The following is a 16,675-nucleotide window of genomic DNA, read 5'->3' as shown; positions in this document are numbered from 1 at the left end:
CCTAAAATTAACTACCATTCACCTTTTCATAACCATTTATTAACACCTGTTAACAAACTGAAATAAAGCTATTTATAGTATAATATTCATGGGAAAAGTTCGGATAAATTTATACGGACGACTTCAATAGCTACAAACAATAGGTTTGTTGAAAAATTACTCAAGCACATGAAAAGACACTTACCATTATTCTTAACCTTACTGATCTGGGCCACCCATACCATGGCCCAAAGTCAGGCATCTTTGTCAGGAAGTGTGTCCGATCAGACGGGCTACCTTCCTGGAGTAAATGTACTGGTAATGGAAACCAGTCAAGGAGCTCCGACAGACCTTAGCGGGAAATTCGAAATTTCCAACCTTCCCACAGGTAAAGCGACCTTACGGGTCAGCTATTTGGGTTTTGAAACCGTCACCCAAGAAATCGAGCTAAAAGCTGGTACCAACTCCATAGGAGACATCAGACTATCTGAGGCATCTGGCGACCTGGAAGAATACGTAATCCAAGGGACCATGGTACCTTCCCAGCTAAAGGCCATCTCCATCAAAAAGAATTCATTGGCGATCATGGACGTCATTGCCGCTGATGCCATTGGCAAATTACCGGACAGAAATGCGGCTGAGGCTGTACAGCGGTTGCCTGCTGCAAGTGTAAACCGCTACCATGGCGAAGCCAACCAAGTCAGTGTCCGTGGCACGCCATATTCGTGGTCTTCCACTCTTTATAATGGCACTAGGCTGCCAAGCTCTAATTTTGGAGGGAACAGAAATGCCCTTTTGGATGCCATTCCCGCCGAAATGATCCAGTACATACAGCTTTCCAAGGCCATCACTCCTGATATGGAAGGAGACGCCATCGGCGGATCCATTAACTTCGTGACGCGCTCGGCCCCCCAGGACAGGACGCTTAATGTCAGCGCAGCGGGTGGATACAACCAAAAATCCCAAAACGGGAGTTATAATGCGTCCATCGTCTATGGCAACCGCTTCTTTAAGGACAAGTTCGGGATCATCCTTGCCGCTTCCATCTGGAACAGGAATTTCTCCTCTGACGAAATTGTATTGGATTACAACCTTAACAGTGCCGTTCCTGCTGAGCGTTACAGTATCAACACGATGAACGCCAAAAGGTATTTTGGTACCCGCCGCACCACTGCTCTCAATGCAGCCTTGGAATATGAATTCAGCACGGACCACAAACTATTTGGCCGAATCGTCCAAGATCAATTTGATGACATTCGTCCTGTGTATGAGACGTATTATGAATTTGAAGAAAACCGCTACCGCTACAGCAATAGAGAGTCTGAATACCGGACTTATCTGAAAGGCTATGAATTTGGAGGCATTCACCATTTGGCCACCAACTTCAAAATGGACTGGAAATTATCTTCATACGACAGCTATTATAACCTGGATACCCCTCCAAGCATGCCCAGTGAGCTTAAAGGATTGCCCATAGCCCAATTTCACCAAAACTTGGAAGGTGATTTTGGCGGTCGCTCTTCAGACGGACATGTTTACAACATCTTTGACGCGCCGGACGGCAAAGGGATCACTCCGCTAAACTTTGACCCTGAGCTGACCAATGAAAATGACTTCTTGGACCCTAATAAGCTCACACTGCAGCAACTGATCATTTACCAGATCGATCAGCGTGACAGGGATAATGTGGGCCAGATGAACTTCACTTGGGACGTAAATCCAGTATTTACCCTAAAAGCGGGTGGGAAATTCAGGTTTAAGAAAAACGAAGCTCAGCAGACTCCTCTAGTATTCCTGCCAAATGCCCTATTGGGAATTCCAGGTGCTGCACCGTTGCGTGCATTGAGCGAATTTCAGCGAATGGACTTCCCTGCTCCCGGCACCTTCTTCCAAGAGCAGGATGGACAGTTTGATGCCTTGGCCATCCAGCCCATGCCTCAGGATCAGACCTTCGAGATATTCTCTCCGAAATTTATGGAAGAAAATGACATCAATAACTACTCTCCTGCTTCCAATGCCACCACCAAATACGACGGTACAGAAGACGTATATGCCGGCTATATCATGGGTACTTATAAGATCACAGACCAAATTCAGGTAATCGGTGGTTTTAGAAATGAGTTTACCAAACTTACCATGAACAGCTTTGCATACGATGATGAAACGGATGAAGTAACCCCAGTCTCCAGGGACAACGACTACAACGCATTCCTTCCAATGTTCCATGTAAAATACAGCCCAAGGGAGCAAGTCAATCTCCGTGCTGCATTCACCAGGACATTTAGTAGAGCAAATTTTGGTAGCCTAAGTCCTTCTGAGAGCGTTGATACCTCAACTGGAATTCCACGTATATCCAGAGGAAATACAGCATTACTCCCCACTTTTTCCAATAATTTTGACCTGATGGGCGAATGGTTCCTGGAAGACATTGGGATGATCACCGCCGGGATATTCTACAAGGACATTGATGACTTCATCTTTACCGACCTATCGGCCGAAACCATCGACGGCACCAACTACCTCGTTTCCCAGCCCAAGAACCTTGAAAGTGCATATTTGGTAGGCTTCGAAATGGGCATTACCAAAAGATTCAGCACATTACCCGGTATTTGGAGCGGATTTGGAGTGGATGTCAATTACAGCAGGATACATTCCGAACTGGAAGTACCGAGGCTAGATGATGAAGGATCGGTAATATCCACCGACATCACCACGCTACCTACCCAATCCAGCAATCTGTTCAATACTTCCCTGTTCTACGAAAAAAGCGGTCTGATGCTACGACTGGCAGGAAACTTCCGAGGAGCATCTGTGGAAACCATCAACCAAAACCTTGGTCCTGACTTTTATGTCCATGTGGACAATAACTTCACCGTAGATTTCTCAGCTGCCTATTCCATCACAGATAAGATCAAGGCTTTTGCAGAAATCAGGAACTTGACCAATGAGCCCTATGTCCAGTACCTCGGTGATAACAGGGACCGTATCACCTCTAGTGAATGGTATGCTACCAATGGACAAGCAGGAATCAGATTTATCATCTTCTAAACCAATTAATATGAAATCAATTAAAGCGATCATTGCAACCACAGCCCTATTGGCTTCCGTCTCGGCCCATGCCCAACAAAACCTGGGATTGGAGGCCAGTCCTAACTTCCGCGAACTGGGAGGCATAGAAACCAAAGACGGAAAAATCCTCAAGGATCACCTGATATATCGGTCGGGTAGCTTCACCAGTCTGCCTCAAGAGGACAAAGAAAAACTGGCCGAAACCGGCATCACCACAGTCATTGACTTTAGGTCTGACTATGAGATCAAGCGTGAACCAGACGATATCCCTTCCTCATTAGGAGCAGAGTGGATCAACAGCCCCATTGGCAATATCGATCCCAAATCCATGCAGCAGTTTATGAAGGTATTGACGGGACCTACCTTTTCTACTGACCAAGTAGACTCTTTGATGATCACCGCCAATAAAGGATTTGTGGACAATATCACAGACTTTAAGCCCCTATTCGATCATCTACTGAAAAAGGACGAGGTCGTGCTCTTCCATTGCAGTGCCGGCAAGGACCGTACGGGATTTGCCTCCTCACTGATCTTACACGTCTTGGGAGCAGACTGGGACACCATCATGGCCGATTACCTCCGCTCCAATGAAGCTGTGGGTAAAATCGATAATTCCAAACTGGAAATGTACGGCATCCCAAAAGATCGGGCAGCATACATGATGGGCGTCAAAGCGCCTTATCTGGAAGCTGCCTGGGATGGTATCCGTGAGAAATATGGTGATGTGGATACTATGTTGGAAGAAGAAATAGGTATTGGAGAAAAGGAGAAAAAACAGCTTAGAAAAAAATACCTGAGTAAAAAATAGCAGGGTAAAACCCACTTGAAGAATTATCAGTTTGTATCTTTAAAAGGCAGTCCGAACATTCGGATTGCCTTTTTTAAATTTACTTTTAAAAGGAGTCTTCATGACCACTTACCATTCCCATTTCATCGATGGATACAGCACCACCTTCCGAAAGAAAAAAACTCAGTTTCTTCCATGCCGTCCCAGGGAAATCGCTTTTAGATGAGCGACTGCATATTCCACTAGCTACGCCATCCTAACAATGCCTTTCGTCGGAATGACAACGAATTAGAATTTGTAATTTATACAACATTTTTTTTAAAAGGGATTTCCCTAGGGTCAATAATGGTGCTCCGCTAAGAGCATTAGCTTGGTAATAGAAAGCAGTATCCTCACAATCCCGTAGGTACTGAACATGGGCAAGGAATGAATGCATGATTATCGACTGCATCAGGAGCATGAGTACCAAATTCATCCGTCCACGTATTACTTCGATCCCGATAGCCCGGTTCCCTCAACTTACCCACTACAAATCCATAGTACCAAAGAAATAGAAGTAAAACCACCTCGGCAACCAGAGAATTCCCTTTGAAATTACGCTCTAATTTTTACCATTACTGGGCAGAACCTCAGTACTCACCTCACCAAACCCCACTCGAATCCCATCTTTTTCGGCATAGCCTCTCATCTTCACGGTATCTCCATCTTCGATAAATAAACGCTCCGCTCCACTTTCCAACCTCAACGGCTTTGTTCCCTTCCAGGCCAATTCCAACATCGATCCAAAGCTGTCTTCTGTGGGGCCAGAGATCGTCCCAGATGCATACATATCACCTATATTGATATTACAGCCATTCACCGTCTGATGGGCCAGTTGTTGGGCGACATTCCAGTAAAGGTATTTGTAATTGGATCGGCAGACCTGGGTTTCTTTTTCTTCTTTTGGCTGTATATAAACTTCCAAGTTGATATCAAAACTGTGATTCTGTTCGCACTGGAGATAAGGCAATAACTGCTCTTCAGGTTTCGGAGAACTTGTCCTGAAAGGCTCTAGTGCTTCGATGGTCACCACCCAAGGAGAGACGCTGGACGCAAAACTTTTGCCCAAAAACGGCCCCAAAGGCACATATTCCCACGCTTGAATGTCCCTGGCTGACCAATCATTAAAAAGCACAAAACCAAAGATACAATCTTCGGCCTCCTCTGTCTTGATGCGCTCCCCCATTTTGGTGTTCCTTCCTGTAATAAAGGCCATTTCCAGCTCAAAATCCAACCGCTCGCTAGGACCAAAGGAAGGACTATCTGCATCTGGCGCTTTAAACTGTCCTTTTGGTCGATGGATCGGCACGCCAGAAGGAATGATAGAAGAAGCCCTGCCATGGTAACCTACAGGTAGATGTTTCCAATTGGGCATCAGGGCATTTTCTGGACCACGAAACATGGTTCCCACATTGGTGGCATGTTCCTTACTACTATAAAAATCCGTATAATCCCCCACTTTCACAGGCATTAGCATGACCGCTTCCTTGCGATTGACCATTACTTTCCCCCGGGCACGATGGTCTTTCAGCGCCGAATTTTCATCCAACAATAATTTCTGAACCGTCTCACGAACTTTTCGGGTAATGGGTTTTCCCAATTCAATAAAGCCATTTAGACTATCCTGCAAAAACACATCATCAGGTAAATGAATGGCGGAAAAGAACCCTTCTCGATGAAGGATGTGCATATCTACAATCTTGTCCCCAATGGCCATCCCTATCCTGGGAGAAAGTCTTTTGCTTTTAAAAACGCCAAAGGGCAAATTATAAATAGTAAAATCCGAATTTTTGGGGATTTGCACCCAGCTTTCCAATGGTTTTACTTTCTGCTCTTTCATATGCATTAAGTGATTTTGGTACGATTTAGAGGAACCTTTCAGACCAAGTCAATCATTCCGCTTTGGTGTAGAGAGGGTTTTACTTGGTTTGTCTTCTTCAGAACACTTGCTGGTTCTTACAAAATTAGAATTATCCCCGTATAAAAAAACTTATGGAGCGATTGGCTCCAGAAAGATTTGCCCAATGTTGGCATATTGTGCAAAAGTCCTGCCCCACCTGGCATCAGGAAATCGCTTAATTATCCAGATTTTAAGGTCATCAGAGATATTTCTATTATTTTTGCGCTCTGAGATAGATTCTTATTGCGACAATATTAAAATTGACTATGTCCCTTTCAACAAAATATAATCCAGCAGAAGCCGAATCCAAATGGTATGAATTCTGGATGGAGAACAAGTTATTCAGTTCGACAGTAGATTATAACAAAGAGCCCTATTCCATTGTCATTCCCCCTCCCAATGTGACCGGAGTACTGCACATGGGACACATGCTGAACAATACCATTCAGGATGTCTTGGTGAGAAAAGCACGTATGGAAGGAAAAAATGCCTGCTGGGTACCTGGTACTGACCACGCTTCCATTGCCACTGAAGCAAAAGTCGTGGCACTGTTGAAGGAAAAAGGCATAGACAAAAAGTCCATTTCAAGGGAAGACTTCCTCACCCATGCCTGGGAATGGAAAGAAAAATACGGAGGCATCATCCTGGAGCAACTGAAGAAACTGGGGGCCTCCTGTGACTGGGACCGCACCAAATTCACCATGGATGCAGGGCTTAGCGATGCAGTGACCAGTGTTTTTGTGGACCTTCACAATAAAGGAAAAATCTATCGGGGCATCCGCATGGTCAATTGGGATCCACAAGGCAAAACAGCCCTGTCCGATGATGAGGTGATTTTTAAGGAAGTCCAGTCCAAGCTGTACTATATCAACTATAAAATCGAAGGCAGTGAAGACGAGCACCTGACCATTGCCACCACGCGCCCGGAAACCATCATGGCCGATGTAGCGATCTGTATCAATCCAAACGATGAGCGATTTACCCACCTCAAAGGCAAAAAGGCCCTTATTCCGCTGATCAATCGCGCCATTCCAATCGTAGAGGATGATTACGTGGACATGGAGTTTGGTACAGGGTGCCTGAAAGTGACACCTGCCCACGATGTGAACGATTATGAAATTGGCCTGCGGCATAAGCTGGAAGTAATCGATATCATCAATGATGATGGTACCCTGAATGAAAAAGCTCAAATCCTCGTAGGAGAAGACCGTTTCGTAGCCAGAAAGAAAATCGCAAAGCTCCTTAAAGAGGCCGACCAACTACAAAAGGAAGAAGAGTACACTTCCAATGTAGGCCATTCGGAGCGAACTGATGCAGTGATCGAGCCGAAGTTATCGCTACAGTGGTTCCTAAAAATGGAAGATATTACCAAACCGGCATTAAAGGCCGTGATGGACGATATCATTCAGCTCTATCCGCCAAAATTCAAAAACATGTACCGCAGCTGGATGGACAATGTGCGGGACTGGTGTATCTCCCGCCAACTCTGGTGGGGCCATCAAATCCCTGCCTTCTACCTTCCCAACGGTGAATATGTCGTGGCCAAAACCGCTGAAGAAGCACTAGAAATCGCCAACGAGAAATACAACCAAAACTATGGCTTAAGTGATCTCACCCAAGACGAAGACGTTCTGGATACATGGTTTTCCTCTTGGCTGTGGCCGATTTCTGTCTTTGATACAGATGTATTTACCACGGGTGAAAAGAACGAGGAACTTAAATACTATTATCCTACGAATGACTTGGTAACTGCCCCAGAGATCCTGTTTTTCTGGGTGGCCAGGATGATCATCGCAGGATACGAATACATGGGTGAAAAGCCATTCCGAAATGTCTACCTCACCGGTATCGTAAGGGACAAGCAGGGCAGAAAAATGTCCAAATCACTGGGCAATTCCCCTGACCCGCTAGAACTGATCAAAAATTACGGTGCCGATGGCGTACGTACAGGCATGCTCTTCAGTTCCCCTGCAGGAAACGACCTGCCTTTCGACGAAAAACTCGTTGAGCAGGGCAGAAATTTTGCCAATAAAATCTGGAACGCCTACCGTTTGATCAAAGGTTGGGAAGTGGATTCCAATATTTTGGAGCACCATAACCATACGGCCATCAAATGGTTTGAAAGCCGATTTGACCAAGCACTGGAGGAAATCGAAGACCACTTCAGCAAGTTCAGAATCTCTGATGCGCTGATGAGCACCTATAAGCTGGTATGGGATGATTTCTGCTCATGGTATCTCGAAATGGTCAAACCAGCATACCAAAAGCCAATTGATCTGGAGACATACGAAAAGACCTTGGGCTACTTTGAGGCCATCATGAAGGTATTACATCCATTTATGCCATTTATCACCGAAGAGCTTTGGCACCAGGTAAAAGGCAGGGAGGTCAAAGACGCGCTGATCGTATCTTCTTGGCCTACCAAATCCCCTTATGATGGACAACTGATCAATGATGCCGCTCAGGTATTTGAAGTGGTTTCCCAAGTGAGGAACATCCGAGCTTCCAAAGGCATTTCTCCAAAAGAAACCTTTGACCTCACCATTAACACGCAAAACCAGGAATTGTACACATCCTTTGAGGCCATTCTTAAAAAACTGGCCAACCTAAACAAAGTGGATTTTGCCGGAAAAGTGGAAGGTGCCCTGAGTTTTGTGGTAAAATCGGATGAATTCTTTATCCCTTTGAGCGAGCAGATCGATGTGGAAGCAGAAAAGGATAACATCCAGAAGGAACTTGAATACACCAAAGGCTTCCTCAATTCGGTCACAAAGAAATTAAGCAATGAACGCTTTGTCAACAATGCGCCTGCCCAAGTAGTCGAAAATGAAAAGAAAAAGCAAGCTGACGCCGAAGCCAAAATCAAAGCGTTGGAGGAAAGCTTGTCCAAATTGGTTTAATTCGGACAATGATCATTTACTTGAGCAATTTACCGAAATATCATCCTTCGACACTAGCTGATTTCTAAACATATCCTTGCCCCTTGCCACCCTTCAACTCCGATCAGGGAGGAAAGGGGCATGTTACTTTTATTACGTTGCCAGGCCCAATCTGCGATCCCCTCTGTAAATATTTTTTTAACAACAACTAAAAATCATTCAAATGATTCGTTTATTTTTACAAGCGCAAAAGTAACATTTACAGAATCAGGAATTAACAAAATGAAAAATCTCAAAATAGCCATTATCGGATGTGGAAACCTTGGGCTTTCCATTGTCAATGGCTTAATGGCTACTAAGGGTTTCGATGCCAAAAACCTTACGGTAACCAAAAGAAACCCGGACAATCTTTTTTACCTTACACCGCTAGGTGTAACCGTATCATCGGACAATAAATTGGCTGTCGAAGGTGCTGATTTTGTCATCCTTGGGGTAAAGCCTTATAATGTCCCGCTTATTCTAAAAGAAATTGCTCCAGTCATGGCCAAAGACAAACAAACCATCATATCCCTGGCCACTGGAGTGACCTTAGAAGAAATGTACCAACACCTGCCGGCAGAGATGGCCATTTACCGCGCCATGCCCAATATCGCAGCTGACATTCAAGAGTCCATCACCTGCATCTGTGGCAAAAACGGCAGTCCAAAAACAGAACATGCCATCAAGGAACTCTTTAACAGCATTGGTATTTCCATTGTCATCGAAGAACATCTGATGGAGGCGGCTACTGTTTTGGGAGCTTGCGGAATTGCCTATGTGCTGCGTTTTATGCGCGCCATGACACAGGGAGGAATCCAGATCGGCTTCGATGCCAAAACCGCCAATGCCATTGTCAACCAAACCGTCAAAGGCGCCGCTGAACTCATCATCAAAAAAGGCATCCACCCAGAAGCTGCCATCGACAAAGTCACCACTCCAAAAGGCTGCACCATCGTAGGCCTAAATGAAATGGAACACCACGGCTTCAGTGCCGCCATGGTCAAAGGAGTCTTGGCTTCCTATGAAAAAATAGAAAAGTGAGGGGGCAAGCGGAAAAGTTGGGGAGATTAGGGTTGGTTCCGATAGCACGCAGATGGCGCAGATTAATAAGATTTGCGCTGATTTTTTTATACTGGAGCACGCATTCCTATTGCTAAATTAAAGAGAAATATGCTTACCATAGCCACCTAGAAATCACTCATCTCCCAGAAACATTGCTTGGTCCAAAGTGAGCACAAAACAGTGAAGCATTATATCAAATCAGCCCAGTAAACGGGGATGTACTGGGCTGATTTAGTTTATAGAACATCAGGATTAGCAACTAGCATTAAAAAGACTCATCAAAATTGCCAACTATTGAATTTCATTTCCAACTAGATACTCATATTTCATAATCTCCTCAAGTTCATCATCAATGTTTTCATCAAATTTAAGATTAAAAAGCATCCATTTATCTCTTCCCTTATAATACTTGAAGATAAATCTTAATGGTTGCCTATCATATTTGACCAAGTATACGGAAACCTTTAGGCTATCACCAACAGACTTTTCATACAGCTTTTCAAATCCAATATATCCACCCATTAGATTCGCATATTCCCTTAATTGAAACTTTACTTTTTCAGTACCGTCTTTATTATCTCCCATCCATTTATTTGTTCCGAAAATATAATCAAACGCTTCATCAGTATTTGTTTCTTATTTTTCGGAAAATTTCCCTGTCAATTAATTTGTTGAATTTTGTCCAAAAGCAATCGATGCCAATAAAGTTAAGCTAAGTAGTAAAATCGTCTTTTTCATATTGTTCATTTTAACGTGGAAGTTACAAAAGTGATTTTTATAAAGAGTCGGTTCCACTTCAAAATCATTTTCGAATCTTCAAATCCTACAATATCCAATCTCCCTAAAAAGCGTATCCAAAAGAGAGGTATGGCACAAAGGGATAAAAGTAATTGGAGCTAAAATAAGGAGACAGTCCCGCTCTAAAGGTAAAACCACCATCATTTGGCTGCTTTCGATAGCCAAACACCAAGGATCCCAGCACCATACTTCCATCGGCTTCCGGGTCATCATCCTCAAACAAATTATCTTCCGCAGAGGTAAATGTAGCATTGATGCCTACTTCGAAGTACTTGCCATCGTCCTCGTTTCCCATCAGGTAATTCAGTCCAATTGGTATGGTCAGTAAATTATAATTATCAATAGCAATATAGCCGATCCCCGCTCTCGCTCCCAGTCCGGTGCTTTCTCCTTTAAAGCGGGTATCGTAATTGAAGGTAAATAATCCGGGACCACCAAATTCCGCGAATACATTCTCTGCTCTCGGCGACTTCCGTTCCTGCGCCGAAACATGGACTGCCAACAATAATCCTACGGCAACAATCAGTATCTTTTTCATCGTTATTTTGGGTTAGTATATCCTAAATTTACTCAAAATGCATAACCAATGCCAATACCTGCAAACAGTGGCCAAAAACCGTCACCATTAAAAACAGGAGTAAGATTGGCCCGCCAGGTCACGCCAGGCTCATCAGGAATCCTTCTATAGCCAAAATTAAGCGTGCCCATGACTGATGGAGTTTCTCCCACGTCCAAAATAAAATGCCATTCCTTGCTTTCCGTTTCAACGCTATTACCGTTGTTGTCATAATCATAACCGGTTTTTCTGAAATTGACAAAAGTGGCTCCAGCACCAATTTCGAAATAATGATTGTTCCTTCCAAATAGCCTATTGATCTGAACAGGAATTGTTAGCAATGATTTATCATCAAAAGCATACCCCCCCGCTCCGACTCTAATGCCCCATGAATCCAACCTGTTGTTGTCAAACCTGAAGTCATAATTAAAGGAATAAACTAGACCAGCCCCACCCAGTTCAGCATAGACAGAACGTGTTGGAGAACTATACTCTTGGGCTTTAACTGAAGTAAAAAGCCCGGCAATCACTAATAGTAGTAATGTTTTTTTCATAATAGTTTCAAAATTCAACAAAAAATATGCCTGGTTCTTATAATCCCGATATATTACAATAATAATAATAACCTGAGTTCAACTCATAATCAGCATCAAAAACGTTCATTGCGAACGCATTTTAGGGGGGCGTGCATTGGAAAAGGGTGTGCGAGCTGCCGCGGCTTCCTCCCTTCAAATCTTCCTCTAAGCCCTGCTTGGCTCCAGACAAGCCTGCTTGGCTCCAGACAGGCCCGCAGTGACGGTTTTATAATCGAACTGAGGTTAACACCTCTGAAACCATAAATAAATATTCGCCTACACAAGAATCCCCAATCACAAAAAATTCATGGATTCCTGAAAGATAGTTGAATGGCTGCTGATTTCCGTATCATATCTGCCACAACGATAGGATAATTTTACAAAACAGTTTAGCTTTAACTATCCAAACCATCATGCCAGCTATGTTTAAGAAACTTTTACCTATATTAATCTCTATTTCCATAGTTTTGGCTATTGTTTATATGATGGGGCCAAAAGAAACATACAGTGATTTGAAAGGAACATACCCTACAATCCCTACAGACTTGAAAAAACTGGAAGCTTATATCCAACAAAAAGAAGACACTGTAAAAGGCCTGAAGCCGAACAATGAGGCACGAATCGTTTGGGCAGACAGCACCAAAACCAAAACACCCTTTTCCATAGTTTACATTCATGGATTTGGGGCCAGTCAGATGGAAGGAGATCCTGTACACAGGAAATTAGCGGCCCATTTTGGTGCCAATCTCTACCTCACCAGACTCCCCGAGCATGGCATTGATCGATCAAATGCATTTGAGTACCTCACTGCCGAAAAGCTGGCTGATGGAGCCCGTGAAGCCTTTATGATCGGAAAACAGCTTGGTGACAGGGTCATCGTAGTGGGCACATCCATGGGAGGGGCATTGACGGTGCTATTGGCTTCTGAGCGGGAAGACATCGCCGCCACAGTGCTCTATTCACCTTGTATCCGGGACAATGGCAATCAGTTGGAGGGTTTTTTCAGCCCTTGGACAGGATGGATATTTGAGCAATTTGGCACCAATGATGAACGGGTAATCCTCAATCCAAGAGAAGGTGAAAAAGCTAAATATTGGTCTGAACAAGTACATATTAATGCCTATGTAAGCTTGGCCAAATTGGTATATAGTAAAATGAATGAAGATACATTCAAGAAAATCAACCAACCACTGTTTCTTGGATATTATTATAAAGACAAAGAGCTCCAAGATCATGTCGTATCAGTCCCGGCCATGATAGAAATGTACCAACAGATCAGTACTCCTAAATCCCAAAAAGAAAAAGTGGCCTTTCCTGAATCGGGAAACCATGTTATCGGATCCAGCATCACTTCTGGAGACTGGGAAGGTGTACTGCAGTCGAGTATCGATTTTCTTGAAAACGTCGTAAATGTCCCTGTTCCAGAAAAAACAGAAGTAGCCATCACCGAAAAACCTAGCTGACCTCATGTCCCTCCAGACCTCCATTAATTCACCCACCCTATTGGTCAATGAAGCTATTTGTAAAGCAAATATTGCCCGTATGGCGAAAAAGGCCAAGGAACATCAATTATCCCTTATTCCCCATTTCAAAACACACCAATCACTTGAAATAGGAAATTGGTACAAGGAATTTGGCATTGATGAGATCAGCGTTTCTTCCATTCAGATGGCAGCATATTTTGCTAAACAGTATTGGGAAAATATACACATTGCTTTTCCCTTTAACCCATTGGAGACCGACCTACTGAATACGCTGGCAAAGGATCATTCCATTTCTGTACAGCTGGTCAATGCCCCCGTAGCGCAGATACTCGCCAGTCAACTAACCAATTCTGTGGGATTTTTTATTGAAATAGACGCGGGCTATGGCAGGGCCGGTGTGGAAGTAAGTGATTTTGGAAAGATCGAAGATATCATGCGGATTGCTAATCGGTCCGACAAACTTGAGTTCAAAGGGTTTTATATCCATGCAGGACACACCTATCATGCGGATCAAATGGGAATCCATCAAATTCATGGGCAGACCAAAGCTGCCTTGAGAATGCTGAAAGACAAATATTGTGATGAATTCCCCATGCTCGTCACCAGAAGCGGAGACACGCCTAGTTGTTCGATAGAAAATGACTTTACAGGAATCGACGAAATAGGCCCTGGTAATTTTGTGTTTTATGATCTCACGCAGGCCAATATTGGAAGTTGTGACAAATCTGACATCGCCATTGCACTGGCAGCTCCAGTAGTGGACATTAAGAAGGAAAAGCACGAAATACTGGTTCACAGTGGTGGTGTTCACCTGGCCAAAGACGTTCTGATCAATCCTGACGGTACTAAAAACTATGGTGAAATAGTGTTATTGAACGAGCATGGTTGGACCATCCCAACTAAAACATCCTTCCTTAAAAGCATCAGCCAAGAGCATGGAGTTATAAAGGCTACAGACGAGCTGCTTTCGAAGGTGGAAATTGGATATGTCTTAGGAATCCTTCCTGTCCATAGCTGTATGACAGCGGATTGCATGCGTATTTACTTCAATTTAAAGGGAGAAAAACTGGACCATTTAAAAGGTCTGAAAGCCAACTGATTGAATTGATCCCGTGCGAATCCATCCTAATTATCCCTCGATAAAACAAGGGAAACCACTTCCGAACCGAGCAATCCATCATGATCAAAATTAAAACCGGGTTAAACGTTGTAATAACTGATCTTTTCCCGGACGGAAGTTTTAACTAATTCCTTTTAAATTCCTCTCAGGTATTCTTCATTATTGGTTATGATGAGAGCCGTGTCCTGGCATGACGAATTCTTCCTGTGGTGCTTGTTTCTGCTCCAATCTACCCCACTAACCTCCCCATCGAGGCTCAATACTCTTATCTCATTACTTGATACTTTGTCTTTTCGCTTCTCTCCTTCTTATCTTAATCATTGATGAATGATATTATATTCTCGCATATAGCTACTTGACACTAGCTACTTCCCTCTTCCACCTCAATACCCCAAGGTCTTCAGCATGCTATCGCTGTTTTGTTCCTCGGCAAATAATTTATGCTTTATCGTACCATCTGTATTTCTGTCAATCAGGACGTGCTTTGGAGCTGGAATCAGACAGTGCTGAATCCCCCCATAGCCGCCCAGTGATTCCTGATAGGCACCGGTATGAAAAAAACCAATGTATTGCGGTTTTTTGTCGGTCTTTTTGGGAAGGTAAATATTGTATTGATGGGCTTCGGAATTGTAATAGTCCATACTGTCACAGGTCAACCCTCCCAAGTTGATATTATGATATTCTTCTTTCCAATTGTTCACGGCCAGCATGATGTACTTTTGGTTTAGTCCCCAGCTGTCGGGCAATTGGGTGATAAAGGAACCATCGATCATATACCATAATTCCTTATCATTTTGGAGTTTTTCTTCCAAAATGGAATATAAAACTGCGCCGCTCTCACCCACGGTATAGCTCCCAAATTCAGTAAATATATTTGGTTCCACCGTATTATTTTTAGCGCACATCCATTTGATATTCTTTACGATCTGATCAGCCATGTATTGGTAATCATAATCGAAAAAGACATTGGTCTTAATCGGCCATCCTCCACCGATGTCCATGGTGTCCAGCTCAGGACATACCGCCTTCAAGTCCACATATTTTTGGATAAACCGTGTCAACTCTGACCAGTAATACGCCGTATCCCTGATTCCTGAATTGATAAAGAAATGTAGCATTTTAAGACTTACATTGGGATTATCCTTGATTTTCTTTTCATACAAATCAATAATATCCTTGTACCTCACCCCTAGCCGTGAAGTATAAAAGCCGAACTTGGGCTCTTCATCAGCAGCAATCCTAATACCTACCTTAAAGGGAACCTTGACATGTTCCAGGTAGTAATCGATTTCTGTCAAGTTGTCCAATACGGGGATACAATTTTGGAAACCATCATTCAGCAATTCCGAAATATATTGCTTGTATAAATCTCGCTTAAATCCATTGCAGACGATATGAGTATCCTTGGTGATTTTACCCTTTTCATAGAGACTTCTTACCAAAGGGATATCGAATGTAGAGGAAGTTTCTATATGAATATCATTCTTAAGCGCCTCATCCAGCACAAAACTAAAATGGGATGACTTGGTGCAGTAACAATAGGTATAATTACCATGATAGTCATGCGCTTGCATCGCATTGTTAAAATACGTCTTTGCATTCTGGATGCTTTCACTGATTTTTGGAAGATACGTAAGTTTTAGTGGTGTACCGTACTCTTCGATGATCTCCATCAGGTTTACACCATTAAAAAACAGTTTATCATCTTCTACCTTGAATTCCTTGGTGGGGAAGTCAAAAGTTTGTTGGATTAAATCAATGTATTTGTTCATTTGGGCACTGAAGGTTTAAAGCTTTCGTGGCTGAAAATTGCATTATTAATTACTGAAATCAAAATCCAATTCTCCTGACTTTAGAAGTATCACAAAAATTATTATGACTATCCGCAACTTTGCATGTAGCCTCAGAGAAACGAAATATTCATCGGTAATCCATTATTCGGCCTTTGGTTCCGGTCCACCGGGATTGGGACAGTTGATGGGGGCGTAAAAAAATGAGTTAGCTCGCGCAGTGGACAAGCGAGATCCACTCATTTTTAGCCCACGGCAACTGGCACAGAATCAAATTGAGCCAAACGAAATTGTAATCAGAACACCAAATTCACTCAATTTGAAGAAGGCTCTATAGCCTAGATTTTTTGCCTACTTTTTCATCAATTAGAAATGCTAAGTATTCATGAAGGACTTTTGAAAGCAATTTTACACCTGAACAAAATAACATGACCCTTACCATATTGGGTTACGTGCAAAATTGTGAATACACATAAAAATTGTTTAAATTTGAATATCCAATTGGAATTTAACCTTAAATTTGTCACAAAATTTAAAGACCCAGCAACCTTTTTAACATTAATTAAGAATCCTTGGTATAAGGCTTTTCAATCAAAAA

Annotated in this window: 11 protein-coding genes; 6 read left to right on the top strand and 5 right to left on the bottom strand. The window is 43.0% G+C overall.

The window, feature by feature from the left end:
* Positions 1-168: 168 nt before the first annotated feature.
* Together FKX85_RS11845 and FKX85_RS11840 are read left to right on the top strand one after the other, a co-directional pair.
* Positions 169-3,027, top strand: coding sequence for a TonB-dependent receptor (locus FKX85_RS11845; protein WP_141614932.1), 2,859 nt, complete (start codon positions 169-171; stop codon positions 3,025-3,027).
* Between the two features lie 10 nt (positions 3,028-3,037).
* A complete protein-coding gene (locus FKX85_RS11840) occupies positions 3,038-3,856 on the top strand; it encodes a tyrosine-protein phosphatase (protein WP_141614931.1) in 819 nt (272 codons plus the stop codon).
* Between the two features lie 580 nt (positions 3,857-4,436).
* Here the strand turns inward: FKX85_RS11840 and fahA are convergent.
* A complete protein-coding gene (gene fahA / locus FKX85_RS11835; RefSeq protein WP_210416847.1) occupies positions 4,437-5,714 on the bottom strand; it encodes a fumarylacetoacetase in 1,278 nt (425 codons plus the stop codon).
* Between the two features lie 326 nt (positions 5,715-6,040).
* Between fahA and FKX85_RS11830 the strand changes: the two genes are divergently transcribed.
* Both FKX85_RS11830 and proC read left to right on the top strand, forming a co-directional pair.
* Entirely contained in the window at positions 6,041-8,674 is a 2,634-nt protein-coding gene (locus FKX85_RS11830) for a valine--tRNA ligase (RefSeq protein ID WP_141614930.1), read from the top strand.
* Between the two features lie 261 nt (positions 8,675-8,935).
* Positions 8,936-9,733 (top strand): pyrroline-5-carboxylate reductase, encoded by a 798-nt coding sequence (gene proC, locus FKX85_RS11825; protein WP_141614929.1) that lies wholly within the window; start codon positions 8,936-8,938, stop codon positions 9,731-9,733.
* Positions 9,734-10,045: 312 nt separating this feature from the next.
* On the opposite strand, the gene FKX85_RS11820 is transcribed toward proC, so the two are convergent.
* The 3 genes from FKX85_RS11820 to FKX85_RS11810 form a co-directional block, all read right to left on the bottom strand.
* Positions 10,046-10,339 (bottom strand): hypothetical protein, encoded by a 294-nt coding sequence (locus FKX85_RS11820; protein ID WP_141614928.1) that lies wholly within the window; start codon positions 10,337-10,339, stop codon positions 10,046-10,048.
* Between the two features lie 256 nt (positions 10,340-10,595).
* Positions 10,596-11,090 carry a hypothetical protein gene (locus FKX85_RS11815; RefSeq protein WP_141614927.1) on the bottom strand — a complete coding sequence of 165 codons (495 nt, stop codon included), beginning with the start codon at positions 11,088-11,090 and terminating at the stop codon, positions 10,596-10,598.
* 32 nt (positions 11,091-11,122) lie between these two features.
* Positions 11,123-11,662, bottom strand: a complete 540-nt coding sequence (locus tag FKX85_RS11810) for a hypothetical protein (protein ID WP_141614926.1) — start codon at positions 11,660-11,662, stop codon at positions 11,123-11,125.
* 443 nt (positions 11,663-12,105) lie between these two features.
* Here FKX85_RS11810 and FKX85_RS11805 point away from each other — a divergent pair, with 443 nt between their 5' ends.
* Entirely contained in the window at positions 12,106-13,146 is a 1,041-nt protein-coding gene (locus FKX85_RS11805) for an alpha/beta hydrolase (protein WP_141614925.1), read from the top strand.
* 4 nt (positions 13,147-13,150) lie between these two features.
* Entirely contained in the window at positions 13,151-14,266 is a 1,116-nt protein-coding gene (locus FKX85_RS11800; protein WP_141614924.1) for an alanine racemase, read from the top strand.
* A gap of 404 nt (positions 14,267-14,670) precedes the next feature.
* Here the strand turns inward: FKX85_RS11800 and FKX85_RS11795 are convergent, their stop codons facing one another.
* Complete coding sequence (locus FKX85_RS11795) at positions 14,671-16,059, bottom strand: arginine decarboxylase (RefSeq protein ID WP_141614923.1); 1,389 nt, start codon at positions 16,057-16,059, stop codon at positions 14,671-14,673.
* Positions 16,060-16,675: the final 616 nt, after the last annotated feature.

The sequence above is a fragment of the Echinicola soli genome (assembly GCF_006575665.1).
In the GTDB taxonomy this organism is placed as follows: domain Bacteria; phylum Bacteroidota; class Bacteroidia; order Cytophagales; family Cyclobacteriaceae; genus Echinicola; species Echinicola soli.
This window is presented reverse-complemented; position numbering and strand designations above follow the sequence as displayed.